General features: G+C 64.2%; 21 protein-coding genes, 1 tRNA gene and 1 pseudogene. 5 read left to right on the top strand and 18 right to left on the bottom strand.

What is annotated here, in order from left to right:
• Nucleotides 1-66: 66 nt before the first annotated feature.
• The 7 genes from proB to EF888_RS13710 all read right to left on the bottom strand — a co-directional run bounded on the left by proB (nt 67) and on the right by EF888_RS13710 (nt 5,892).
• Nucleotides 67-1,167: a glutamate 5-kinase gene (gene proB, locus EF888_RS13680; protein WP_109758064.1), complete on the bottom strand. Its 1,101-nt coding sequence runs from the start codon at nt 1,165-1,167 to the stop codon at nt 67-69.
• Nucleotides 1,155-2,189 carry a GTPase ObgE gene (obgE, locus tag EF888_RS13685; protein ID WP_109758063.1) on the bottom strand — a complete coding sequence of 345 codons (1,035 nt, stop codon included), beginning with the start codon at nt 2,187-2,189 and terminating at the stop codon, nt 1,155-1,157. The genes proB and obgE overlap by 13 nt, the downstream gene beginning before the upstream one ends.
• Nucleotides 2,186-3,214, bottom strand: coding sequence for a GNAT family N-acetyltransferase (locus EF888_RS13690; protein WP_109758062.1), 1,029 nt, complete (start codon nt 3,212-3,214; stop codon nt 2,186-2,188). The genes obgE and EF888_RS13690 overlap by 4 nt, the downstream gene beginning before the upstream one ends.
• Before the next feature lie 4 nt (nt 3,215-3,218).
• Entirely contained in the window at nt 3,219-3,758 is a 540-nt protein-coding gene (locus tag EF888_RS13695; RefSeq protein ID WP_109758061.1) for a GNAT family N-acetyltransferase, read from the bottom strand.
• 157 nt (nt 3,759-3,915) lie between these two features.
• Nucleotides 3,916-4,185 carry a 50S ribosomal protein L27 gene (gene rpmA / locus EF888_RS13700; RefSeq protein ID WP_109758060.1) on the bottom strand — a complete coding sequence of 90 codons (270 nt, stop codon included), beginning with the start codon at nt 4,183-4,185 and terminating at the stop codon, nt 3,916-3,918.
• 6 nt (nt 4,186-4,191) lie between these two features.
• The gene (locus EF888_RS13705) at nt 4,192-4,896 is read right to left on the bottom strand and encodes a 50S ribosomal protein L21 (protein ID WP_109758059.1); all 705 of its coding nucleotides are present in this window, start codon (nt 4,894-4,896) and stop codon (nt 4,192-4,194) included.
• Between the two features lie 174 nt (nt 4,897-5,070).
• Nucleotides 5,071-5,892 (bottom strand): DUF2059 domain-containing protein, encoded by an 822-nt coding sequence (locus EF888_RS13710; RefSeq protein ID WP_164721696.1) that lies wholly within the window; start codon nt 5,890-5,892, stop codon nt 5,071-5,073.
• Between the two features lie 125 nt (nt 5,893-6,017).
• Between EF888_RS13710 and EF888_RS13715 the strand changes: the two genes are divergently transcribed.
• Nucleotides 6,018-6,107, top strand: a tRNA-Ser gene (locus EF888_RS13715).
• A 61-nt stretch (nt 6,108-6,168) separates the two neighbouring features.
• On the opposite strand, the gene EF888_RS22635 is transcribed toward EF888_RS13715, so the two are convergent.
• On the bottom strand, nt 6,169-6,558 hold the full coding sequence (locus EF888_RS22635) for a DUF2924 domain-containing protein (RefSeq protein ID WP_109758057.1): 390 nt from the start codon (nt 6,556-6,558) through the stop codon (nt 6,169-6,171).
• Nucleotides 6,559-6,957: 399 nt separating this feature from the next.
• Here EF888_RS22635 and EF888_RS13725 point away from each other — a divergent pair, with 399 nt between their 5' ends.
• From EF888_RS13725 to EF888_RS13735, 3 genes are all read left to right on the top strand, one after another.
• Entirely contained in the window at nt 6,958-7,929 is a 972-nt protein-coding gene (locus tag EF888_RS13725; RefSeq protein WP_109758056.1) for a sialic acid TRAP transporter substrate-binding protein SiaP, read from the top strand.
• Between the two features lie 86 nt (nt 7,930-8,015).
• A complete protein-coding gene (locus EF888_RS13730) occupies nt 8,016-8,579 on the top strand; it encodes a TRAP transporter small permease (RefSeq protein ID WP_109758055.1) in 564 nt (187 codons plus the stop codon).
• Between the two features lie 45 nt (nt 8,580-8,624).
• Nucleotides 8,625-9,869, top strand: a complete 1,245-nt coding sequence (locus EF888_RS13735; RefSeq protein WP_241239901.1) for a TRAP transporter large permease — start codon at nt 8,625-8,627, stop codon at nt 9,867-9,869.
• A 782-nt stretch (nt 9,870-10,651) separates the two neighbouring features.
• Here the strand turns inward: EF888_RS13735 and EF888_RS13740 are convergent.
• From EF888_RS13740 to rtcR, 4 genes are all read right to left on the bottom strand, one after another.
• The gene (locus EF888_RS13740) at nt 10,652-11,386 is read right to left on the bottom strand and encodes an alpha/beta fold hydrolase (protein ID WP_206508312.1); all 735 of its coding nucleotides are present in this window, start codon (nt 11,384-11,386) and stop codon (nt 10,652-10,654) included.
• Between the two features lie 786 nt (nt 11,387-12,172).
• Nucleotides 12,173-13,837 (bottom strand): saccharopine dehydrogenase family protein, encoded by a 1,665-nt coding sequence (locus tag EF888_RS13745; RefSeq protein ID WP_241239672.1) that lies wholly within the window; start codon nt 13,835-13,837, stop codon nt 12,173-12,175.
• Nucleotides 13,792-14,472, bottom strand: coding sequence for a thiol-disulfide oxidoreductase DCC family protein (locus EF888_RS13750; protein WP_338143032.1), 681 nt, complete (start codon nt 14,470-14,472; stop codon nt 13,792-13,794). The genes EF888_RS13745 and EF888_RS13750 overlap by 46 nt, the downstream gene beginning before the upstream one ends.
• A gap of 156 nt (nt 14,473-14,628) precedes the next feature.
• The gene (gene rtcR, locus EF888_RS13755) at nt 14,629-16,188 is read right to left on the bottom strand and encodes an RNA repair transcriptional activator RtcR (protein WP_109758050.1); all 1,560 of its coding nucleotides are present in this window, start codon (nt 16,186-16,188) and stop codon (nt 14,629-14,631) included.
• 278 nt (nt 16,189-16,466) lie between these two features.
• On the opposite strand from rtcR, the gene EF888_RS13760 reads away from it, so the two are divergent.
• Nucleotides 16,467-17,879: an RtcB family protein gene (locus EF888_RS13760; RefSeq protein ID WP_241239673.1), complete on the top strand. Its 1,413-nt coding sequence runs from the start codon at nt 16,467-16,469 to the stop codon at nt 17,877-17,879.
• Nucleotides 17,880-18,247: 368 nt separating this feature from the next.
• Here EF888_RS13760 and EF888_RS13765 read toward each other — a convergent pair whose 3' ends face one another.
• From EF888_RS13765 to EF888_RS13790, 6 genes and pseudogenes are all read right to left on the bottom strand, one after another.
• The gene (locus tag EF888_RS13765) at nt 18,248-19,321 is read right to left on the bottom strand and encodes a dipeptidase (protein WP_109758048.1); all 1,074 of its coding nucleotides are present in this window, start codon (nt 19,319-19,321) and stop codon (nt 18,248-18,250) included.
• On the bottom strand, nt 19,318-20,091 hold the full coding sequence (locus tag EF888_RS13770; RefSeq protein WP_109758047.1) for an ABC transporter ATP-binding protein: 774 nt from the start codon (nt 20,089-20,091) through the stop codon (nt 19,318-19,320). The genes EF888_RS13765 and EF888_RS13770 overlap by 4 nt, the downstream gene beginning before the upstream one ends.
• The gene (locus EF888_RS13775) at nt 20,084-20,917 is read right to left on the bottom strand and encodes an ABC transporter ATP-binding protein (protein WP_109758046.1); all 834 of its coding nucleotides are present in this window, start codon (nt 20,915-20,917) and stop codon (nt 20,084-20,086) included. The genes EF888_RS13770 and EF888_RS13775 overlap by 8 nt, the downstream gene beginning before the upstream one ends.
• Complete coding sequence (locus EF888_RS13780; protein WP_109758045.1) at nt 20,914-21,819, bottom strand: ABC transporter permease; 906 nt, start codon at nt 21,817-21,819, stop codon at nt 20,914-20,916. Before EF888_RS13780 ends, EF888_RS13775 begins: the two co-directional genes overlap by 4 nt.
• Nucleotides 21,816-22,880, bottom strand: coding sequence for an ABC transporter permease (locus EF888_RS13785; protein ID WP_109758044.1), 1,065 nt, complete (start codon nt 22,878-22,880; stop codon nt 21,816-21,818). Before EF888_RS13785 ends, EF888_RS13780 begins: the two co-directional genes overlap by 4 nt.
• A gap of 51 nt (nt 22,881-22,931) precedes the next feature.
• Nucleotides 22,932-24,542 (bottom strand): annotated as a pseudogene (locus tag EF888_RS13790) (ABC transporter substrate-binding protein).
• Nucleotides 24,543-24,630: the final 88 nt, after the last annotated feature.

A 24,630-nucleotide genomic window follows, 5' to 3' on the forward strand; every position in this document is an offset into this window, starting at 1 on the left:
TCTTCTGTCCCGAAATACTCCGGGGGGCCGAGCGCCAGCGAGGCGGGGGCAGAGCCCCCTCTGGCCTCAGAACGCCATGTCGTCCCGGTGAACCAGCGCCGCGCGGCCGGGATAGCCCAGCAACGCCTCGATCCGGTCTGACCTTTGACCCCGGATCGCCGTCGCCTCGGCGGCCGTATAGCGCGACAACCCGACCGCCAGCCGTCGGCCGTCGGGACCGAGGATGGACACCGGGTCGCCGCGCCCGAAGCGGCCCTGCACCAGCGAGACGCCCGCCGGCAAGAGCGACTTTCCCGCCTGAAGTGCGCGCGCCGCACCTTCGTCGATATGGATTTCGCCCTTGGGCTTCATCGCTCCGATCCATCGCTTGCGGGCGATCTGCGGGTCCGTCTCGGCCTCGAACCAGGTGCAGGCGGCACCATTTTCAAGCGCCGTCAACGGGTTCAGGGTCGATCCCAAGGTGATCGCCATGGTCGCCCCGCCCGCCGTCGCTGTCTTGGCCGCCATCAGCTTTGTCTTCATGCCACCCTTCGACAGACCCGTGCCGGCATCGCCTGCCATCGCCTCGATCTCGGGAGTGATGCGCTCGATCTTTTCGAAGCGGCGGGCCGAGTCGTCGTCGCGCGGATTGGCGGTGTAGAAGCCGTCGACGTCCGAAAGAAGGACCAGCACGTCAGCGCCCACGGTGACGGCGATCTGCGCCGCAAGCCGGTCGTTGTCGCCATAGCGGATCTCGTCCGTCGCCACGGTGTCGTTTTCGTTAACGATCGGCACGACGCCGAGCGACAGAAGCTGCTCGAGCGTCGCGCGGCTGTTCAGGTATCTCCGCCGGTCGGTAGAATCTTCAAGCGTCACAAGAACTTGCGCGGTGACGATGCCGTGCGGCTCCAGCGCTTCCTCATAGGCGCGCGCAAGCCGGATCTGGCCCACGGCGGCCGCTGCCTGGCTCTGCTCCAGCGCCAGCGCGCCGAGGCCCAGCCCAAGCGCGCCACGGCCCAGTGCAATCGACCCCGACGAGACGAGGATGACGTCCTGCCCGCGCCCCCGGAACCGCGCCACGTCGGCGGCAAGCGAGGTGAGCCATGCCGACCGCAGCCGGCCTTCCTCGACCAGAAGCGACGAGCCGATCTTGACCACGACGCGGCGGGCAGAGGTCAGGGTGTCCAAGGTCCCGGCTCCTCGACCGCGTCGCGCTCGCCGCGACGATGCGCCTCGATCGCGCGCCGCATCGCGCGGAGAACGTCCAGAAGCCCCTCGCGCGACACGCCGGACATCATCATCACCGGGCCCGCGACCTCTTCCAAAGCCGCTTGGCGCTCGGCGCGTTCCTCCTCGTCGAGGGCGTCGATCTTGTTCAGGACGGTGATGCGAGGCTTCTCGGCCAATTCGCCGCCATAGGCCTCCAACTCGCCGATGATGGTCTCCCAGTCGGCCGCCACATCCTCGGAGGTGCCGTCGACGAGGTGCAGAAGCACCGCGCAGCGCTCGACGTGACCGAGGAAGCGGTCGCCGATTCCGCGCCCCTCGTGCGCGCCCTCGATCAGACCGGGGATGTCGGCCACCACGAATTCGGCCTCATCCACCCCGACGACTCCGAGGTTGGGATGCAGGGTGGTGAAGGGATAATCGGCGATCTTGGGCCGCGCATTCGACGTGGCGGCGAGAAACGTCGACTTGCCGGCGTTCGGCAGGCCCAGAAGGCCCGCATCCGCGATCAGCTTGAGCCGCAGCCAGATCTCGCGCTCGATGCCCGGCTGGCCCGGGTTGCCGCGGCGCGGCGCCTGGTTGGTGGAGGTCTTGAAGTGCAGGTTGCCGAAGCCGCCGTTGCCGCCGCGCGCCAGCAGGACACGCTCGCCCACCTGCGTCAGGTCGGCGATCACCGTCTCTTCGTCCTCGTCGAGGATCTCGGTGCCGACCGGCACGCGCAGGGTGATGTCGTCGCCGTCCTTGCCGGTGCGCTGGCGACCCATGCCGGGCTGGCCGTTCTTGGCGAAGAAGTGCTGCTGATACCGAAAGTCGATCAGCGTGTTCAAGCCATCGACAGCCTCGACCCAGACGTCTCCGCCATCGCCGCCGTCACCGCCGTCGGGGCCGCCGTATTCGACGAACTTGTCGCGGCGAAAGCTGACGCAGCCCCCGCCGCCCGATCCGGACCGGATGACGACGCGCGCAAGATCCAGGAATTTCATGCCGGCACCCTCAACCTGTTCCGGTTCAGGGCGTATGTGATCGCGGGCGCAGGCTCAAGCCTTCCAAGCGATGACTGCATCCGCCGGCCTGATGCCTGGAACCCGAACTTCGCGAGGATGGCCGAGGATCCGGGGTTGTCCTCGAACACCGCCGCCTCGATCTGAGACAGCGGAAACCGTGCGAAGACCTCGGGCAGGAAGGCCGAAAGCGCTTCGGTCGCAAGCCCCTGCCCCCAGAGGCCGGGCGTCAGCGCATAGACCACCGCGGGTGGATCGCCGACGCAGCCGATATAGCCGATCACCTCGCCCCCGCGCTCGATGGCGAGGCGAAAGTGGGGCCAGCCGGCCCAAGCGCTGCGGCGAATGAAGTCCGTCGCCTCCTCGACCGACCAGTCGGGCCGCACCTTGAAGAGGTTCCGCGCCACCTCGGGCCGGGCGAGCCGGACCATCGCCGCGGCGTCGCCCTCGGCGAGCGGTCGCAGCGTCAGGCGAGGGGTGTAGACGGTGAAGCCTCTGCGCCCCGCCCAATCCTCGCGGGTCAGGATCATCTGGTTCGACACCACGTCCTGCCGGAAGGCGCGCGCATGCCGCCGTTCCTGCCCGGTCAGCCGGAACCCGAGTGACGCGAGCACGCGGCCCGACCGCTCGTTGCCCTCGAAGTAGCCCGAGACCAGCGCGTCGTGCCCCTGCCCGAACCACCAGTCGGTCGCCGCGCGCGCGGCTTCGAACCCAAGTCCCTTGCCCCAGGCCGGACGGGCGAGCCAATAGCCGAGCTCGTCGGCAATCGACACGACGCCCACCACCGCGCCGCCCTGGACGAGAGCCCAGAACGGGTTGGCCTGCGCATGGACGCTCTCGATAAACTCGACCGCATGGCGATGTTCATAGGGATAGGGCACGACCGCCAGCCAGCGGCTGACGTCGTAGTTGCCGGCGCCCGCGACGAGCGCGCCGGCATCGTCCATGGCGAGAGGCCTCAGCGTCAGCCGCGGCGTCCCGAGGACCGGAAGCGCCGCGTACGACATGGGCTCAGGCGAGACGCTTCAGGTAGGTCCAGGTCGGGACCGTGCGGCCACGCGCGACGGCATAGGTCTCGGCGTCGCCGAGGTACTGGAAGCCTGCGTTGGTCAGCACCCGCGCCGAGGCCGGGTTGTCCTGGAAGACGCTGCCGAACATGGTCTTGTCGGCGTGCGGGTTCGCCTCGACCAGCGCACGCACCGCTTCGGACGCAAGACCCGTGTTCCAGAACGCGGGTCCGATCCAGTAGCCGATCTCGGACTGCTCGCGGTCCATCTGTTTGAGCGTGATGAGACCCAGAAGCTCGGACAGTCCAGAGACGGTTCCATCGAGAACCCAGACATCCTCGTCCCGGTCGTCGGACAGCGAGCGGTTTACATAGGCTTCGATGGCGCCTGGCGGCAGAGGATGCGGGATCGACTGCGTCATCGACGCAACGCGCGCATCCGAGCCGTAGAGTTCAAGCAGCCCGACGTCGGACCGCCGGAGCGGTCGCAGGATCAGTCGTTCGGTCTCGATGACCGGCTGATTCACTATGGCATCTAGCTTCACGGGGCACCTCCTTGCCTCGCGAGGACCGCGTCCCCCCTCCCGGTTCGCGTTCCACTACAAAATGTGTATGGCGGTCCTGTGGCGCAAGCAGGTCCAATAAATGTGAAGGGGCCGGTTTGTGCCGACCCCCTCGAACGATTGCTCTGTCAGGATCGTCTTACTCGGCGGCGTCCGCCATCGGCAGCACCGAAATGAAGGTGCGGCCCTTGAGACCCTTGTGGAACGTCACATGGCCGTCGGTCATTGCAAAGAGCGTATGGTCCTTGCCCATGCCGACACCCTCGCCCGGCCACCACTTGGTGCCGCGCTGGCGCACGATGATGTTGCCGGGGATGACGCTTTCGCCCCCGAACTTCTTCACGCCAAGGCGACGGCCGGCGCTGTCGCGACCGTTGCGGCTGGAGCCGCCTGCTTTCTTGTGTGCCATGTCTCGTTACTCCTTTTCGGCGGCGAAGGTCTTGGCCTGTTCGACCCAGCCCTCGCGCTCGATGCGGCCCTTGAAGGACAGCTTCTCGTCGAATTCGGCGATGTCGGCCTCGGACCAGGACGCGATCTGCTCGAAGCTGGTCACGCCGGCCTCGTGCAGATTCTTCTCGAGCGCGGGACCCACGCCGGACAGCTGCTTGAGGTCGTCGGACCCGGCATTCGCAGCGGTCTTCTTCGGTGCGGCCTTCTTCGGCTCTGCGTCGGCGGCCTTGTCAACCTTAGGCTCGGCTTTCTTCGCTTCGGTCTTCGCGTCCGACGCGTTCTTCGCCACGACGGCGCCCGCGACTGCGGCACCGGCCACAAGTGCTGCGGCGCCCACGGCGGCTTTCACGCCTGACTTGTCGGCACCCTTCTCGAGGAGGTCGGTCACGCGCAGAAGCGTGAGTTGCTGGCGGTGGCCCTTGGTGCGCTTCGACGAATGCTTCCGCCGGCGGCGCACGAAGTGAATGACCTTCTCGCCCTTTATCTGGTCGATGACCTCGGCCTGCACGGCCGCGCCTTCGATGAGCGGCGTACCGATGGTCTCGCCGATCATCAGAATCTCGTTGAACTGGATCTTGTCGCCAGCGTCAGCCGCGAGCTTCTCGACGCGGAGCACATCTCCCGCCTGAACCCGGTACTGCTTGCCGCCGGTCTTGAGGACCGCAAACATATGTTCTTCCTTCTCTTTCCGCGTTCGTCGGTCCCTGCGGATGCAGGCGTTTGCGGCTTGTGCCACCTGGAACAGCGCGCCCTCTCGGAGCGTCATTCAAACATCAAAGGCGGGCATTGCCCGCCAGAGGACCGGATTATCGTCCGATGGTCCCTTCAAGTCAAGCCCGGATCGTCAGAGGTCCTCGCCCACCATGAAGGTCGAGGCCGCCCGTCCGAGCCTGTAGCCCACGTCCTGAAAGATGCCGTGGAAGCCGGCGAAGAGTGCCGCGTTCAGGTCGCGCCCCTCTCGCGTGCCGGCCATGTCGACATAGGCGGCAAGTTCGTCATCCTCGAGCGCGTCGTAGGCCAGCGTCAGATAGGCATAGACCCAGGATTCTGTGTCGGCGCGGTACTCGGGTTCGCGCGACCAGACCTCGGACAGCATGTCCGACTCTCCCATCTCGAAGCCGCCCCCGTCGCCCAGCCCGCGATAGAAGGCGAGGCTCGAGTTCAGCGCCCCGGCCACGTTGCGCTCGATCAGGTCGTTGACCCCGACGAAGGCATCAAGCTGATCGGCCCGTGCGGTATCCTCCTCGAGCAGCTTGGCATAAGCGGTCTTGGCGGCCTCCTCGACCTCGTCCGAGATGATGGCGCGGCGCGCATCGGCCTCGAGACGGACGATCTTGCGCCCCGTCTCGTCGGCGTAGAAGTCGAGAAGCGGCGTCACGTCGGTCTCGGCGAGGGCGGCGTCGAATTCCTTGCGGAAGGCGGTCTCGAGCGGACCCGTCTCGTAGATGGCCGTCACCAGGGACGACCACCCGGCACCGCCCCGGTCGGGGAACATCTGCTCGCGCAGCTCTTCTCCCTGCCCCTCGCCCTCCTCGGCGACGATCTCGATCAGCTCCTCGATCCCGAGCGCGTCATAGAGCGTGTCGAGCTCCTCATCCGTCGCGGCGGCGGCAGTGAGCGGGCTGAGAGCGATGAGCACGGCGGAGACGAGTCGGCGGATCGGCATGGGCAAAACTCCTTGCGCCGAATACCTAGGCGCAGGCGCGCGCGAACGGAAGAGAGGCCGGCTGAAATCCGCGTGGAAAGGGCTTGCGCGGCCCATCCCGATCCACTATCCCGCCCCACGACCGCGGAGAGGTGCCGGAGCGGTCGAACGGGGCGGTCTCGAAAACCGTTGTGGGTGCAAGCCCACCCAGGGTTCGAATCCCTGTCTCTCCGCCAGTCAATATTCTGAATTTCGTCTCTTCCAAAGATGCGCCGAATAGCGCCCTCTTTCCGGGGGTTAGCGCGGTACCTTCATTCGAGAGACCGTCTTTTGGGCCGGACGGCGCCTGCAAATCGCCATCCGTCTCTGAGAGCGCCTTCCAAGGTAGACTGACGGGTGCCCGCGATGCTCAGAGTCGTACCCATCCTTGGTTACCTCGACCCGATAGGTCCGCCCGTTCCACTCCCGAATGAGATGGGCCCCCGGTCCGCCGGTCCGGGATGCTACCCCGCCCGGCGACCTGCCCGAGGCGATGGACCTGAGGCTCCGCTTGTCCCGAGCGGTAAGGCCGCCCAGTACCCGGCACTTCACCTCCTGAGCCAAGTGTCTCTGGAGCGTCTCGGCGCGGAGACGCTTCGGAGGCGCCGCATCGAAGATCTCCAGCCAGGCTGCGAGGGCGGTCAACATCCGTTCGCTGCGCGACGCACGAAGGTCTTGAAAGGGCGCTTAGCCGACCTTCGAATGTCTAAGGCGCTTCGTGAACGCCGAAGCTCAAGTGGGTCACAGCAGAGCGAAGGCGATACCTTGGCGTACTTCGCTCCGACACGAACGATCATTCATCTGAGCCGATCATGATCGGTTAAAGGACCATCGGAAGCCAGATCTTAGTGTACTTACGCGGCCGATTTTCCGAGGGTTGCTCAGTTCTCTCCCCTCTCGACCAGTCGCGTCAAGCGAAGCGTCCGCAAGGTGCTGCCATCGTCGAAGAAAGCGGAAATACCTCTCCGGCGAGCCGGCCGCCCCTTGTAACCAATTGCGGTTGCCGTCATCAATTCCAACTAACAGGATTCTGGGAGGAATTATGCGATGAAGAACCGTACTATAATCTGCGCCGCGACGCTGCCATTCATTCTTGCGACAGCAGGGGCCGCGTCGGCCGAAACCGTCCTGAAGTGGGCGCATGTCTACGAGGTCAGCGAACCCTATCACACCTGCGCGGTCGCCGCGTCGGACCTGCTGAAGACCGCCACGGACGGCCGTTATTCGATCGAGGTCTTCCCGGCATCTTCGCTCGGCAAGGAGGAAGACATCAACGAGGGCCTTGGGCTTGGCACCGTGGATGTGATCTATACCGGCCAGCTTTTTGCAGGCGGCAGCTATGGTCCGATCGCCATCGGTGGCGCGCCGTTCATGTTCCGTGATTTCGAGCACTGGGATGCATATCGCAACTCGGACCTCTTCAAGGAACTAAGCGACGGCTACGCCGACGCAAGCGGCAACCACGTCGTCGCGATGACCTACTACGGCAACCGCCACGTCACTTCGAACAAGCCGATCCTGACCCCCGACGACATGGCCGGTCTCAAGATCCGGGTGCCGAACGCGCCGCTCTACCAGATGATGCCGCTCGCCACCGGCGCCAACCCGACGCCGATCGCTTTTGCCGAGGTCTACCTGGCGCTGCAACAGGGCACGGTCGACGCGCAGGAGAACCCTCTGCCGACGATCCAGGCGAAGAAGTTCTATGAGGTGCAGTCGGACATCAACCTGACCGCGCACATCACCGACGCGCTGCTGACCATCGTCGGAGGCCCGGTCTGGGATTCGATGAGCCCCGAAGACCAGGCCGCGATCTCCGATGTGGCCCAGCAGACCGCGACCTGCGCCTCGGACCAGATCATCCAGAAGGAGCAGGAGCTGGTGCAGTGGTTCAAGGACCAGGGTGTCACTGTGAACGAGGTCGATCGTGGACCGTTCATCGAGGCGACCAAGAAACTCCACAACGGTGACATGGCGACCTGGGACCAGGCCACCTACGACCGCCTGCAAGGTCTCTGAGCTTCGACGGACCGCGGGGGCCTCTACGGGTTCCGCGGTCCGCCCGAGGCGAAACTCTCGCCAAAGATACATTACCGGAACCCGATATGGCTGTCGATGAACGCGAGCCGGCGAAGGGTCTCGACCTGCCGGTCTTCGAGGACGAAGAGATCGATCTGTCCGATCTCCGCTGGGAGGACAGTATCGTCTTCGCGGCTTTCTGGATACTCGCCGTCGTCGTGTTCCTGCAGTTCTTCACCAGGTACGTGCTCAACGACTCGCTGGGATGGACCGAGGAGATCGCCCGCTACCTGCTGATCGGCGTCACGTTCGCCGGCGCTGCGCTCGCCGTGCGCAAGCAGTCCCACATTGCCGTAGAATTCCTGTATCGTTGGGTTCCGCGGCGTGGCCGGGTAGTTGCGCAGGCGGTGATCGATGTGATCGCCATCATTTTCTACATCGCGCTGGCATGGTTCAGCGCCGGCATCGCGATGCGCACCAAGTCCGGGATGGTCTCGATCGATGTGCCGAAGTCGGTCATTTACTGGGGCGTCGCGGCCTGTTTCGTGGCAATGGCCGCCTACGCGGTGGTCGTCGCCTGGCGGCACTGGAAAACCCAAACGTCGCCGCTGATCGACCCCGAGGCGCATGCCGCCCATATCCTGGACTAGGAGCCCGCCTTGGATATCGTCCTTCTCTTTGTGATGCTGTTCGGGATGATTGCCTTCGGGGTGCCTGTGGCGATTGCCTTGACCGGCTCCTCCGCGATTTTCATCTTGGCAAATGGCACGCCGCCGCCGGTGGTTGTGGCGCACCGGATGATCAACGGCGTCGACTCGTTCCCGCTGTTGGCGGTGCCATTTTTCATTCTCGCGGGTAACTTGATGAACACCAGCGGCATTACCGCACGGATCTTCAGTTTTGCACTGGCACTGGTGGGCTGGATGCGCGGCGGGCTGGGGCACGTCAACATCGGCGCCTCGGTCATTTTTGCCGGCATGTCGGGGGCAGCTGTGGCCGATGCCGGCGGGCTCGGTGCCATCGAGATAAAAGCGATGCGCGATGCCAATTATCCGCCCGGCTTCGCCGTCGGCGTGACCGCGGCCTCTTCGACCATCGGACCAATCATACCACCATCGCTGCCGATGGTGATCTACGGCGTCGTCGCCGGAGCCTCGATCGGTCAGCTTTTCGCGGCAGGATTCGTGCCCGGACTGATGATGGCCGCAGCCCTGATGCTGATGGTCGCCTGGTATGCCCGGCGCGAAGGTTACCCCGCCGACCAGCCGTTCCACTTGCCCACGCTCTGGACAGCGTTTCGTCGAGCCTTCCTGTCGCTTCTGACCCCTGCGATCATCGTCGGTGGGATCCTGTCCGGGGCCTTCACTCCCACCGAAGCCGCCGTTGCAGCCTGCGCCTGGGCTCTTGTTCTTGGGCTCCTCGTCTACCGCACGCTCACGTGGAAACGGTTCGTCAGGGTGTCCTTCGACACCATCGAAACCACTGCAGTGGTTCTTTTCGTGGTCGGCGCCGCATCGATCTTTGCATGGCTCTTGACCTCGAACCGCGTGCCCGAGCATTTCGCCGCGACCCTTCTGTCGATCTCGGATCGACCCTGGGTGATCCTTCTGCTGATGAACCTGATCCTGCTGATCGTCGGCTGCTTCATGGAGACCATCGCAGCAATAACAATTCTGGTCCCTGTCCTGCTGCCGGTTGCAGTCACGCTTGGGATCGATCCTGTCCATTTCGGGGTCATCATGGTGCTGAACCTGATGATCGGCCTGCTGACGCCGCCGGTGGGCATGGTGCTCTATGTCCTCGCCCGGGTCGCGAAAATGCCTTTCGAAGAGTGCGTCGTCGCGACCGCGCCGTTCCTCATCCCGCTGGGCGTGGTGCTGCTGCTGATCACCTTCATTCCCGGCCTCACACTCTGGCTTCCCACACTGATCTATCGCTGAACCGGATCTTGCCGTTCAGCCGCCGACGAACGTCCGCGATGGGCCCAGACTGAAAGATACTGGCCCGCAGCGAAGGTCGGGAATGGGCGGAAAGCAGTCATTCGCTGTAGTAAGTACTGAGGTCCGTTCTGCGGACAAATCTGACTTTCATATTGCGGACGGACCCATACAGTAAGAGACTGAATTGCGCCGGATAGATTGCTCAACGTGGAAGCATCGAACTCATAGTGGATGAATATGAAGTCATCAGGGTCTCAAGGACCATCACAAGAATAGTGGGATGGTCACTGGTCTTCATAGGCGTCATCAGTGCTTTTCTTTTCTTTTTAGACAGTTCACCCCAGCTCATAGTTGGGGCACTCGTTCTAACACCCCTCGGCGTCCAGCAAATCCTTTCCGCCAGAAATGTCAAAGAGAGATCGCTGTGGGCAGAAATTCAATTAAATTTCTCCCCGTTGGCGCCGAGTTGCGTTTCTCGGAGATCGACCGGATGGTGGTTCCAAGTTGGGCGGACCGTTTCGATACGCCTCCCAGTGCATTGGCCACTTTAACTTTTGAAACAAACATCGACAAGACACGTTACGTGCCGGGAGCAATTCTGCAATGGAATCGCGGCTGTCGAATAAACTTCCATGGATGCGATGGAAACAAGATGCTCAAAGCCCTCCGAAGGCACGTTTCAGAGTGAGTATCCACGTTCGGTTTGGGCTCTTTCGAGCCGTTCGCCACGTCCGAGACGGACGTCCGCTCTGGCCGCTCTACGCTGGCCCTTGCTCCGCGACTCATCCCTGGACCGTCTCCAAGACGATCTTGGCTGCCTCCTTGGGGCGATCCCACTGCGGAAAGTGGCCGCACCGGTCGAACCAGTGCAGGTGTGCAGTCGGGAAAGCCTCCAGCGCGCGCTCCGCTTGCCGGGGCAGCAGGAGCCGATCCTGTCGGCCCCAACCGATCGTCACGCGGCCTGGCGGAGTCGCCGACCCCTCCTGCAACGGACCGCGCGCCAATTCGCGCAGCATCGCGTCGAAAACCTCTGTCTCGGCGATTGACGTCAACTCGTTTCGGACCAGCAGTGGGTCGAGGCGGCCAGGATGTGCTGACAACTGCGCCAGTAGCAACGTCCGCGCGGCCCGGTTCCGCGACAGCGCCGGGATGTGCCGCCGCAGGCGCCGCACAAGCCGGACCGAGGCGGCAAGGGTGGAGCGGAAGAAGACTGTCTCCCAGCCGCGCCAGAAACCGCCTGGATCATAGGCGACCGTGTGGCCGCCGACCCCGCGCCGTGCCAGTTCCAGCACCAGCCGAGCGCCGACGGAACTGCCGACGGTATCGACGCCCGCCAGATCGTTCTGGTCGATAAAATGTTCCAGCGCATCCGCATAGGCGGCAATCGTCTGACGCCCCGCAAGCGGCGGGGATTGCCCGTGTCCAGGCAGATCGATCACCACCATCTCGCGCGCGCGGCTGACCATCGGCACGATGCTGTCCCAGGACCGGACACTTCCGCCCAGTCCGTGAACCATAAGCAGGGGCCGTCCTGCACCTTGACGCTCGAAGTTCAATTCCATTTCCGTCAACGATCTGCAACGGATTTGGTTGCAGGTCCCGACGATGCCGCATCAAGTCCCGGCTGTGAGGGCGGGAAGCGGTCGTCCACTGCGGACGGTGCGAAGGTCTGGGATGGGCGGAAACCGGACGTTCGCAGCGCCGTGGGCGAACGGCAGCCAAACGCAGAATGCGGCATTCCCAACGAGGTTGGCCCGCTACTGTGCCGCATTGACTCGGGTCGTCTAAATCTGCTTCTGACGAACTTCGACATTGTCGAGCCAGATCTCAAGTGCGCCAATTTCCATCGCGATCCGGTCAGGATTCGGCGCGGCAGGTTCTCGTAATACATGCCACCTTTCTCAAAAGATCCTTGAGCAACTCAGCGAATAGGTGGTTACGCCGTCGTGTCATTTCCTTCTTCGAGTAACCCTTCGGGATCGAGCCTGCTACCCTAATTTGGTCGGCAATGCTCGATAGAGAGTGCGCTAGACGTGGACGCCGCTGCTCGTCCCCCACGCTCGGATGCATTGCCGCCACTTCGTGAGGTTCGCAATCCTCACACTAACTCGTGCTCTGTCAGGTCGGCTCTTAGCCTGCAATTTTCTGTCTTCATTGCGACAGGCTGAATTATGAACTGTCTCCAGACAAGCCTCCGCCAGCCGCGATAGCTTACCAGACACACACTAACTCTCACTTTGCAATCTCGCGGTTTGCTGTGGTGAAAGCGGGCCTCCGCGGTCCGATAATGAAGCGTGCCATAGTCATTGATAGCTGGGCCATTGGCGTCCCGGGTCATCGGGCACCTTGGCCGCCAGGAACCCTCGGTATCGAACGAGCGGCCGCTTCGTCACGGGCGCCAAGATTCCGACGTCGAAATGGAACTTTCCATCAGCAACAAACTCACGCGCAATGGACGCTGGGAGCATCCAGTGCGGAAGGGGGATCGGCCCGAGATGCCCGGACGTAACCGGATAATGAAGCTCGCCTTGCCGAACCTCCAAGCCGATCGAGAACGTAAGTGGGCCAAACCTTTCCCGCATGCCCTTGGGGCCGGCGGAGAGATGGGAGCGAAACGTGTTCCGGCCGAAGCGCCGGAGCCAGGTTTCCCCACGTGGCGTGACTGTCTTCGTCACCTCGACCTCGATTTGCGGCGACGCGGGAGGAAAGCGAAAGATCGCGCAGAGCAAACGGGGCCAGACGCCTGTGCCCCGCTGGACCTCGCATCGCCCGGCCCACCGTGAGGTGCCGAGCGTCCAGTGGGTCTCCTTGATTTCATCGGGAAGCGCGTGGAAATCCTGCCCCAGCACGCGCGGGAAGATGGGTGAAGTTGGCGCGACGCTGCGCTCCGTGACCACACGGAGATCCGCCATCGCGGCCTCTGCCTCGGCCAGCGTGATCGCCTCGATCGCTGGGCCGGCCCCTGCGGGCAGAGTGGTGCGGCGCAGTAGAGCGCGTGCCGCCACTGCCGGGATGAAGGGTCCGTCGCCATCCTCGGCCAGGAGGCGCCAGCTTCGGTGTTCATGGCGCGTGGTGACCGAGACAGACATGCCTCCGCGGTCGCTGCCGAGAGGGGCAAGGAGATCGGCGAGCGCCTTAAACACGCGGACAACCGGCCAGGTCACCGGCATCGGCACAAACCGACGCATGCCGGCGAACAGGGCAAGCCCGTAACGCATGACGGCCAGCTCCAGCCCCGCCCGAAAGCGAACAGTTTCCGCGCCGAAATGTGCGGGAAACAGGAGTTGGTCCGGTACCTCGATCTGCCAGGCCTGTCTGACCAAGCCACCCGGCAGGGTGTATTGCGCGGGCTTCGACCAGCCGACGGCCCATTCCCACCGGTTGCCGTTCCAGATCGGCATGGGACGCCCAGCCTGGGACAGGATCGAATGCATGACCGAGAGGCCGCGAGGCGCGCGGTTCCCCGGGAGGATTGCGGTGTCGATCACCGCCGGCACGTCATCGCCTGCAAGGGCGCGCACGGCGGCAGAGGACAGGGCCGGAACGGAAGTGAGACCGGACAGCACGCAAATCCCCGCGCCCCGCGCCTCGGCATCCAATGCCGATATGCCCGCGCAGAAGTCCGCGTTGTCCGAGAGGTCGAGGTAATGGACGCCGGCTGCGACTGCCGCGCGCGCAAGGCGGTAAGGGTCATCGCCATAGGCGTGGAACGGTCCTGCCGCGTCCACAACGACCTCGTGTCCAGCCAGCGCGTCGAGGCTGCCCGCGCGGTCAATCATGATCGCCCGGCACCCCAAGTCCTTCGCGCAGGACCGGGCCTCTTCCAGGTTCCGACCAGCGATGCAGACATCGTGTCCGTCGGCAATCAGAAGTCTCGCGAGTCGTGCGCCGAAAACGCCGTACCCTCCCAGCACCAAGATTTTCAACGGAGCAGACGCCTTTGAAAAGCGGGGTTCGGGAGTGCGCACATGTCAGCCCGTCCAAATATGGCGTATCGGTTCCGTGCAAGGCGCTGGTAAAGCCAGTCCCGCACCGGTCGCGGCAGGATCAGCAGGACAGTGGCCAGTCGTCCCCATCCGCCGAACGATCGCGCGGCGTAAACGACTGCCTCGAAATCCTGATGTGCAATACCTTCGTCGATGAACAGCCAGCTGGAGGGATCGGTCGGCTGGAGTCCGTAATGTCGCATCAAGGCGGCTCCGAGCGGCGTCTGGATCGGGCAGATGCGCACCGCCCCGCTCCGGTCCAGGCGATGGATCATGCGCGCACCCCAGCTGCATATCGCACATTCTGCATCCATCACGGCCAGAGGTGCCGTGGCGTCGAAATGCGGAACCTGCGGATCTTGTCGAAAGGAGAACGGTTTGAGCATGTTACATCGACTATCTTGAAGCAACCAACCTTGCAGCCACCCCAACACGCTTTGCAGAGAGATCCAATTTGATTTGGGCCGAGCTGTGCCTTGAAGGCACGCGGTATCAAGGCGTTGAACAGCAAGCTTTACTGCATCGCTTCTGAATGCCCGATGGTCCCTAGAACTGGCCGGCAACTGCGAAAAAGCCTCCGCGTTTACAGCAATCTTCAAGTCCACGGCGTTCAGCATTCATTCTGCCAGAATGCACGGGCAGTACAGTATCTTAGGCCAGCGTGGCGACTTCCCAACGTCAGAATGGCCGGCGCCTAAGGTACGGCGAGTTTTTCCGAGAGCTTAGGTGCTTGGCAACCTTTTCGTTGTGGGGCGATGAGTTCCGGTCGGCGCTCAGCTTCGCAACTCGGACCAACTCAGACCAAAGCGTGCCAGGTACTTCCTCAATCGGTCAGCATCGTTGCGTGTCGACCGGCTCTCGCGTGAGACTGCGAACAAACGCCGCCCGGCATCACTGATGGTTGCGGAAGATCGACACACTCGGATGACGTTGGCGAGTTGAGGGACGTCGAACGGGTCGATCAAATCTTGCGTCACCTCGGCAATCAACCGTGCATCAAGGTCCCGTTCCGAGGTGCGCCAGCGCCGTTTCAGCGTTTCGGTCTCGTTATCAACCTGAGCGCGCGTGATCCTTCCGCGCGGCGCCAATGTACAAAGCCGCAAGATCGCACCGCTGAAATCGCGGAAGTTTCCCGGCCAGGGCGTGTCGGCTGCGCGAGCGAAGCGCAGCCACGCTTCGGCTGCATCCGCGTTGAAGCCCACGCGAGTGCCGAGTGTCCTTTCGGCTCGCGCAAGTTCGTACTTCAGGTTGGCCTCCATATCCTCGGGCCGCTCTCGCAAGGCCGGCAAGGTAAACGTCCAGAGGTTCAGTCGCGACAGGAGGTCGGGGCGAAACGCTCCCTCGCCGGCCAGCATGGCCAGATCGCCCGTCGCACCTGCAATGACCTGAAACCGGCTCGTCACTTCCGAATCCGAGCCCAGCGGATAGTAACGGCCTGTCTCGAGTGCGTGGAGAAGCATGGCCTGTTCGTCGAGGCCAAGACGGTCGACTTCGTCCAGGAACAGGACGCCGCCATCCGCCTCCCTCAGAAGACCGGCCCTCTCCGTGCCGGGCTGCCCGGTGTGGCTGCGGCGCTGACCGAAGAGTGTGGGAATCGCCGACGTCCCCTTGAGCGTCGCGCAATTGACTGAAACCAATCGCCCTTTCACTCGGCGCTTTTGCAGCTTCAGTTCGTATATGCGCTCGGCGAGCTCGGATTTGCCTGTCCCGGATTCGCCTTGCAGAAGGATCGGGGCGTCAGAAATCCCGGCGACCTGCTCGATCCGCTCTATGAGGTCGTTGTAAGTCCGGTTCCGCGTCTCGATACCGCCTTTCAGGAGATTGCCGTATTCGCGGGTTTGCTGATCGAACCTCTGCTGGAGCGCGTCGTACCGGCTGAGATCCAGATCGATCAGGTCGAACGTTCCGGTGCTGTCTTCGCCGCGGGGGGGCCCAGTCTGGATGAGTGCCGCCGGAATGTGCCGCGACTCGGACAGCAGAAACCAGCAGATCTGACCCACATGCGTCCCGGTCGTCAGATGGATGTGATACCGCTCGCGATCTTCGTCGAAGCCATAGGTTCGAGCGAAATCATAGAGCTTGGTATAGACCTCCTCGAAATCCCAGGGATCTTCCATGTTCATTTCGCGCAGCAGCACTTCGGTGTCGGGTGAAATTCCTGCGATGTCCCGCCTGACGGTGTGAGCGAGGCGGGAGAATTTCACGTCGTACAGGAGCTCCAGCCGGTCGACGGGAAAACCATCGACCTGACAGAGGGCGACCGTGGGTCGCCAGCCGTGCCGTCTTCCCATGTCGAGCTGCGATCCCAGGAATCCAATGACGACATTTCTCAAGGGTGCGCTCCATTTGGATAACCTGCTATATTTCCATATCGTATTCTCGTGACCAGATAAACTAGAATCTGAAAATTTCCCCCTGACATCAAAGCATTATCCGTACGAACAGTTTTCCTCGGCGGGTCCGCCGATCCCTGACACACAGAAGACACCAGAGAAGAGAGAAGAGACGACGGATGAATCCGCATCCGAAGACCGCGGCGGACCGGGCCCATTCCCGGTTCGCCGCACCGTATCGTCACCCCGCGAGGGGGCATTGACTGAAGGACACGATGATGGACGACATGACGATTTCGCCTGTGACCGGCACGGACCTCAAGAACTGGGGGCACGCTCCCGGTCCGAGGTTTCCAGATCTCCTCGACAAGGCCAACGAGATGCTGGCTTCAGGTGAAAGCCGCGACGCCATCCGCCATGCGCTCGCGATGCAGCTTCCCCCGCCGCCCAAACAGTATGCACTGCACGCCGCGGGAGCGGTGACGTTTCACGAAAACCTCACGCCCGCGGATGCGGATGAAGCGACTAACCTTGAGAAGGTGCGCGAGACGATGCGCGTCGTTATGCGGACACCGACTGTCATCGGAGGCGCGATCATGCCGGACGCCTGTCCTGCCGGCCCGGTCGGAACCATTCCGGTCGGCGGCGTCGTGGCGGCCAGGAATGCGATACACCCCGGCATGCACTCTGCCGACATCTGCTGTTCGCTGATGATGAGTGACCTAGGCGGCGCCGATCCGGCGGCCGTTCTCGAAGCAGCGGCTTCCGTGACCCATTTCGGCCCGGGCGGGCGTCCGCAGGGAAACCGCTTCACCGTCTCGCTCGACCTCCTGGACGCCTTCCGCGCGAATCCGTTCCTGAAGAGTGCAAAGACGATCCAGTCGGCACAGGAGCATATGGGCACACAGGGAGACGGGAACCATTTCCTGTTTGTCGGACGCTCGCGCGCTACTGGACGCACCGCTCTCATCACTCATCACGGATCGCGGGGTCCGGGGGCCAAGCTCTACAAAGCGGGCATCGAAGTCGTCGAAGGCTACCGCAAGCGTCACTCGCCTGAGACACTCAAACAGAACGCCTGGATCCCGGCGGACTGCGAGGACGGCCAGGCCTACTGGGAGGCTTTGCAACTCATCAGGAAATGGACGAAGACGAACCACAACTCGATCCACCAGGCGACCCTGGAAAAGGCGCGCGCAAGTGCATCCGATCGGTTCTGGAACGAGCACAACTTCGTCTTCCGGCGGGGCGACATCTACCTTCACGGCAAGGGCGCGACGCCAGCTTGGGGAGACTTCGCAGCCGACGCCGATGCTGCCGGACGAACGATCATCCCGCTCAACATGGCGTCGCCGGTCCTGATCGTGCGCGGTACGGACGCAACCCACGCCTGGGGCTTCAGCCCGCACGGGGCAGGACGAAACTGGTCGCGAACGGAACACATGCGGCGGCTGGGAACGAAGACCCCGGAACAGGCGCTGGTCGAGGAAACCCAGGGCATCGACGTACGTTTCCACGCCGGCAAGGTCGATGCGTCAGAGCTGCCTTCGAGCTACAAGCCCGCGACGGCGGTTACGGCACAGATCGAGACCTTCGGACTGGCCGACATCGTCGATCAGATCGAACCCTACGGCTGCATCATGGCCGGGGAATTGCCGCGGTTTCAAAAGATCCGCCAAAGCCGGCGCTGACCTGAAGCCGATCCCGCTTTATGCGGGGTCGGCCAAGCGATCTTCCCACGAGATTTGGGAAGAGGGCGAGTTGCCGATGAAGCGGCGACAGACCTTTTCGAAGGCATGGGCAAGGCGTCTGCCGAAGACCGGACAATGCTCCAGACGATCCACCACCGCTCGATGACCGCAATGGACGGCAATGCGGAAGCGCCGGCGGATGGGGCATTGCAGTGCCTGCGCCTGCGAACAAAGCACCCCTGGTGAAAAATTGAACTGCGGAGGATACGAAAGCCGCTTCGGCGCCGCGCCCATTGGGCCTCGCGCCTAATTGGTATGCCCAAGCCCCGCATCGGGGACGGGCATCGAAACTCTGTCGAGGCCGAGATTCAGTTGCCCTGCGAGCTTGCGCCGAAGGTAAGATCCAGCAGCGTCAGCCAGTTCTCGTGGCACAGTTTGCGGACCAGCGCGTCGCCGTAGCCATGCGCGCGCATCGCTTCGACCAGCCCCTGCAGCCCGGCGACGTCGCCCATGACCTCCGGAATCTCCGCACCGTCGAAGTCCGAGCCCAGCCCGACGTGATCCTCGCCCAGCCGGTCGATCAGGTGATCGAGGTGGCGCAGGCAGGCCGTCCAGCCGCGGGTCGCATCCTTCCGTCCATCCTCGTTGAGAAAGCCCACGGCATAGTTCAGTCCGACCATGCCGCCGCTGTCGCGGATCGCGTCGAGCTGCCGGTCGGTCAGGTTGCGCGACGATTGACACAGGGCGTGGGCGTTGGAGTGTGTGGCCACCAACGGGGCATCGGACAGCCGGGCCACGTCGTTAAAACCAGCCTCGTTCAGGTGGCTGAGGTCGATCATGATCTTCAGCCGGTTGCATTCACGCACGAGCCGCTTGCCCGCCTCGGTCAGGCCTGGCCCGGTGTCCGGCGAGACGGGAAAGGCGAAGGGAACGCCGTGGCCGAAGATGGTGGGCCGGCTCCAGACCGGACCCAGGGACCGCAGGCCCATGGCGTGGAAGGCATGGAGGTTATCGAGGTCCTCGTCGATCGCCTCGGCGCCTTCCATGTGCATGATCCCGGCGATCACGCCCTCGGCCATCGCGGCGCGGATCTGGGCGGCGTCGCGGCAGATGCGGAAGGCGCCCTCCGACGACCGCTCCATCCACAGCATCAGCCGCGCGGCCGCGAAGGCGGGGGCGAGCGCCTCCTCCGCCGTCATCAGCTTCGGCAGCGGCAGGGCATAGGGCGGGTTCTCCATAGCCGCCTGGTATCCCGGATCGTCATGGGCCACCGGTGACGGAAGGTAGATGGCGAAGAATCCGCCGGCGAAACCGCCCGCGCGCATCCGCGGCAGGTCGAGGTGGCCCGTACCCTCGCCGGTCAGCCAGATCGCCTCGCGGTTCTCGGGCGCCTGTAGGAGGCGCAGAAGCAGGTCGTTGTGGCCGTCGAAAACGGGGATCATCCTTGCAGTCCCTGCTCCATGAAGCGGTCGGCTGACGCCTCGAAAAGGCTGCGCGCATACTCCGTCTTCATCCGTGCGGCGGCAAGATCCTCGCGCGACAGCTCTTCGACAGCGGCACCGTTCTGCATGACGAGGATCCGGTCGCACATGTGGTCGATGACGGCGAGGTCGTGGCTGACCATGAGGAAGGTCAGCCCATGTTCGTCGCGCAGGCTCGTCAGCAGGTTCAGCACTTCGGCCTGCACGCTCGCGTCCAGCGCGCTCGTCGGCTCGTCCAGCAGCATGATCTTCGGCTTCAGCATCAGCGCGCGGGCGATGGCGACGCGCTGGCGCTGCCCGCCCGACAACTGGTGCGGATAGCGGAAGCGGAAATTCGCGGGCAGGCCCACGTCCTTCAGCGCGCGGATGACCCGGTCGTCCGAGCCCCGGAGGCCGTGGATCGCGAGCGGCTCGGACAATGTCCGGTCAATGGTGTGCCGGGGATGCAGGCTGGCGTAGGGATCCTGGAAGACCATCTGGACCTGGGCCGAGAACGCCCTGCCGCGCGGCGTCGGGACGGGCACGCCGCCGATCCGGATCGCACCACCCGACATGGGAGCAAGGCCGCAGATCGCGCGCAGGATCGTGGACTTGCCCGAGCCGCTTTCGCCGACGAGGCCATAGCTTTCCCGCTCCCGCACCTTCAGGCTGACGTTCCGCACGGCCTGAACCTCGCGGCCCTGCCCGGTGAAGGTCACAGACAGGTCGTCGATCTCGAGAAACTCAGGCACGGGCCCACTCCCCGCTGCGGTCGAGGCCGGGGAGAAGTCCGCGCGGACCGCCGATGCGCGGAAGGCAGTTCAGAAGGCCTTTCGTGTAGGGATGCTTCGCCGCCAACAGGTCCTTCGCGGCCAGTTCCTCGACGATCCGGCCGCGGTACATGACCAGCACCCTGTCGCAGAAACGGGCGACGAGGCGCAGGTCGTGGCTGATGAAGATCAGGCCCATGCCGCGCTGGCGCACGAGGTCGTCGAGGATCGACAGCACCTCGGCCTGGACGGTCACGTCGAGCGCGCTGGTCGGTTCGTCCGCGATCAGAAGGTCGGGGCCGGGGATCAGCATCATCGCGATCATCACCCGTTGGCCCATGCCGCCCGACAACTCGTGCGGATAGGCCTCCATCACGCGGTCGGGGTCGCGGATCTGCACCGCCTCGAGTGCGGCCACCGCCTTGGTGCGCGCCTCGGCCCGACCGAGACGGTCGCGGCGCCGCAAACCTTCGGTCATCTGGGCGCCGACTTTCATCACGGGGTTCAGCGAGTACTTCGGATCCTGCATCACCATCGCGATGCGCGGACCGCGAAGCGCACGCATCTTTCGTTCGCTGGCGCGGATCAGGTCGATGCCGTCGAACTCCATCCGGTCCGCCTCGATCCGCCCCGGCGGACGGATCAGCCGCAGCACGGCGCGCCCGGTCATGGTCTTGCCAGAGCCGCTTTCGCCAACGATCCCAAGGCGCTCGCGCCCGAGGCTGAAGCTCGCGCCGCGCACGGCTTCGACCGGGCCGGTCTCGGTCATGAAGGTGACGCGGAGGTTTTCGACCGCAAGCAGGCTCATCGCGACTCGCTCCGCGGGTCGAGCACGTCGCGCAGGCCGTCGCCCAGAAGGTTGAACCCCAGCGAGACCGTGAAGATGGCGAGGCCCGGCATGGTTGCCACCCACCATTGCTCGAACAGGAATTTCCGTCCGGACGCGATCATCAGCCCCCACTCCGGCAGGGGCGGCTGGACTCCGAGGCCCAGGAACCCAAGCCCCGCCGCGATCAGGATGACGCCGGCCATGTCGAGCGTGACGCGGATGATGACGGACGGAAGGCACATCGGCACGACATGGCCCCAGATGATGCGCCCTGCCCCGGCCCCCTGCAGACGGACGGCGGCGATGTAGTCCGACGTGCGCACCGTCAGCGTCTCGGCCCGCGCGACGCGGGCATAGGGCGGCCAGGCCGTCAGCGCGATGGCGAGGACGGCATTGATGATCCCCGGCCCCAGCACGGCGACGAGGGCAAGGGCCAGGATCAGACGGGGAAAGGCGAGGAAGATGTCGGTGAGGCGCATCAGCACCAGGTCCACCCAGCCGCCGAAGTAGCCCGCGATGGTCCCGATCAGCAGGCCGAGGACGGGGGCCGTCACGACGACCAGCGTCACGATGTAAAGCGTGATGCGCGCGCCATAGACGATGCGGCTCCAGATGTCGCGCCCGAAGTCGTCGGTGCCGAGCCAGTGGCCCGGAGTGCCGGGCGGCAGAAGCCGCTGCGACAGGTTCTGAACGAAGGGGTCGTGTGTGGCGAAGAGCGGCGCGAAGGCCGCCAAAGCCAGAAGAACCAGCACGATCAGCGCCCCCGACACCGCCGGCGGGTTGCGGCGCAGGCGAAGCCAGGCGAGCCAGGCCTGCCCCAGCCGCGCCTGCCGACGGGATTTCGGGTTGGGATCGGTCAGCCAGGCGGTCAGCGTCGTCATCGGCGCGCCCGCGGGTCGACGACGCGGTAAAGGATGTCCGACAGCATGTTGAGCGTCACGAAGACCGCGCCGACCACGACGGTGCCGCCGAGGACGGCGGGCATGTCGGCGGTGAAGAGCGCGTCGGTGATATAGCTGCCGAGGCCGGGCCAGGCGAAGATCGTCTCGGTCAGCACCGCGCCTTCCAGGAGATAGGCATAGGAGAGCGCGATGACCGTGATCAGCGGCACAAGGACGTTGCGCATGGCATGAACCCAGATCACGCGCCGCTCGGGCATCCCCTTGATGCGGGCTGTGGTGATGTACTCCTGACCCAGCTCGTTCATCATGAAGCTGCGGGTCATCCGGCTGATGTAGGCCATCGAGATGTAGCCGAGGATCCCCGCAGGAAGAATGATGTGCGATACCGCGTTGGCGAAGGCGTCCCAGGCCCCGTTCAGCGCCGTGTCGATGAGGACCGCGCCGGTGTACTGCGTCAGCGTGAACTGCATCATCATGTCGTAGACCGGGTCGAGCCGTCCCGGCCCGCCCACCCATCCGAGATGGCCGTAGAACACCAGAAGGCCGATCAGCCCCAGCCAGAACACCGGCATCGAGTATCCCATGAGTCCGACGAGGCGCACCACCTGGTCCGCGATGCTGCCGGGCCGCGTCGCGGCAAGGACGCCGGCGGGCACACCAACCAGCACGCCGATCAGGGTTCCGAGGGTCGCAAGCTCCAGCGTCGCGGGAAAATAGCGCGCGATTTCCTCGGCGATCGGGGCGCGGGTGCGGATCGACACGCCGAGGTCGCCCTGGATCGCATCGCCGACATAGATCAGGAATTGCCGCCACAAAGGCTCGTCGAGGCCCAGCGCCAGCCGCGCGGCCTCGTACTGCGCGGCGGTGGCCCGCTCGCCGACGATGGAAAGCACCGGGTCGATCGGCACCACGCGGCCGATGAAGAAGGTCACGACGAGAAGACCCAGAAGGGTGATCGCAAGCGTGACAAGTCCGCCCGCGATCTGGCGCAGAACGGAGAGAAGGCGCGAGGGGGGCGACGTCTCGGTAAGGGAGGCCATTCCGGATACGGAATGCCGCCGCGCCCCAGGGTCGGGCGCGGCGGCAGGCCCTTACTTCGTCACCAACCAGTACACGACCGAGTCGGTCGCGCCGCCGGTGTAGAAGTTCTCGACGTTCGAGCGGAGGCCCGTCTGGCTCTGCTGCTGGAACATCAGCACGAAGGCCGAGTCGTCGCGGTGCTGGCGCTGGATGTCCTCGTACATGGCCTTGCGCTTTTCACCGTCCTTCTCGGCCACGGCCGCTTCGGTCATCGGGCCAAGCTCGGCCGGATCCCAGGCGGTCCGCCAGGCGAGGTAGCCGGTGGCGTTGGCCTCGTCCGAGTTGTCCGGGTTCATCGCGAAGGTCGATGCGTTCGTGTGCGGGTCGGGATAGTCCGGCCCCCAGGTCTGGATCGTCATCTCGTGCTGCCGGGCGCGGTATTTCCCGAGAACGGTAGCGCCGTCACCGACGTCCAGCGTGACGTTGATCCCAGCCTGGCCCAAGGTGTTCTGGATCGACTGGGCGATGTCCATCCGCTCCTGGTCGTTGCGCACGGTCAGCGAAAGCTCGAGCGGCAGCGTGACGCCCGACGAGGCGAGAAGCTCCTTGGCCTTCTCGACGTCGAGGCTGTAGGGCGTTTCGTCCAGTGCGCCGAGGAAGCCTTCAGGCAGGAACGCCTGGTGGACGCCCCACTGCCCCTTCAGGATCGTGTCCGTCATGCCCTGATAGTCGATCGCCCAGCGAATCGCGTCCAGCACATCGGGATTGGCCAGCTCCTCTTTCTTCTGGTTCATGGCGAGGTAATAAATCTGCCCGCCCACGTCTTCCTGGATCTTGACGTCCGGGTTGCCTTCCAGACCTGCGACGTCGGTCGGGGTCAGGGTGCGCGCGACGTCGATGTCGCCGTTCTCCAGAAGCAGGCGCTGCGTGGCGGGTTCGGGGATGTGGCGCATGAAGACGTTCTTCAAGTTGGCATCGCCGCGCCAATGTCCCTCCCGGGCCTCGAGGACATAGCCTTCATTGGGCTTGTAGGACCGCAGGACGTAGGCGCCGGTTCCGGCCGAGTTGGACTTGAGCCATTCGTTGCCCTAGTCGCCGTTGGCCTCATGCTCCATGACCGTATTCACGTCGACGATGTTGGCCACGCCCGCCGTCAGGCAGTTGTAGACGAAGGTGGGCGCATAGACCTTGTCCGTCTTCATGACCACGGTGTCGCCTTCGGCGGTGATCATGCTGTCCACGTTCTCGGGCGTGAAGCCGAACTGGGTCAGGATGAACGCCGGCGTCTTGTTCAGCTTGACGACCCGGCGCAGCGAGTCTGCCGCGGCCTCGGCCGTGACAGGGTTGCCGGAGGAGAAGGTGATGCCGGGCTTGATCTTGAGGCGATAGGTCACGCCGTCGTCGTCGACCGACCAGCTCTCGGCCAGTCCCGGGATGAGCTCGCCCTCCTTGGTCGGATCGAGCTCGATCAGCGTGTCGTAGAGGTTGTTGTTCAGGTCGACGCCCGAAAACTCGAAGGCTTCGTGAGGGTCGATGGAAACGATGTCGTCGATGGCGTCGGCAACCACCAGCGTGTCGGCAGGCGTCTCGGCAAACAACGCCACGGGGGCGCTGCATGCCATCAGGGCCGCCAGGGCCAGACGCCGGGTCGAGAATGTCGCAATCATGTCGTGAACTCCCATTATTGGACTCGCAAGGTCTCCCCGCACGGTATTCCAAATGGAGAGATTGAGAAGGCGCAATCGTCCGGATGTCCTCACGTCAGGTCCG

It is taken from the genome of Silicimonas algicola (genome assembly GCF_003970735.1).
In the GTDB taxonomy this organism is placed as follows: Bacteria; Pseudomonadota; Alphaproteobacteria; order Rhodobacterales; family Rhodobacteraceae; genus Silicimonas; species Silicimonas algicola.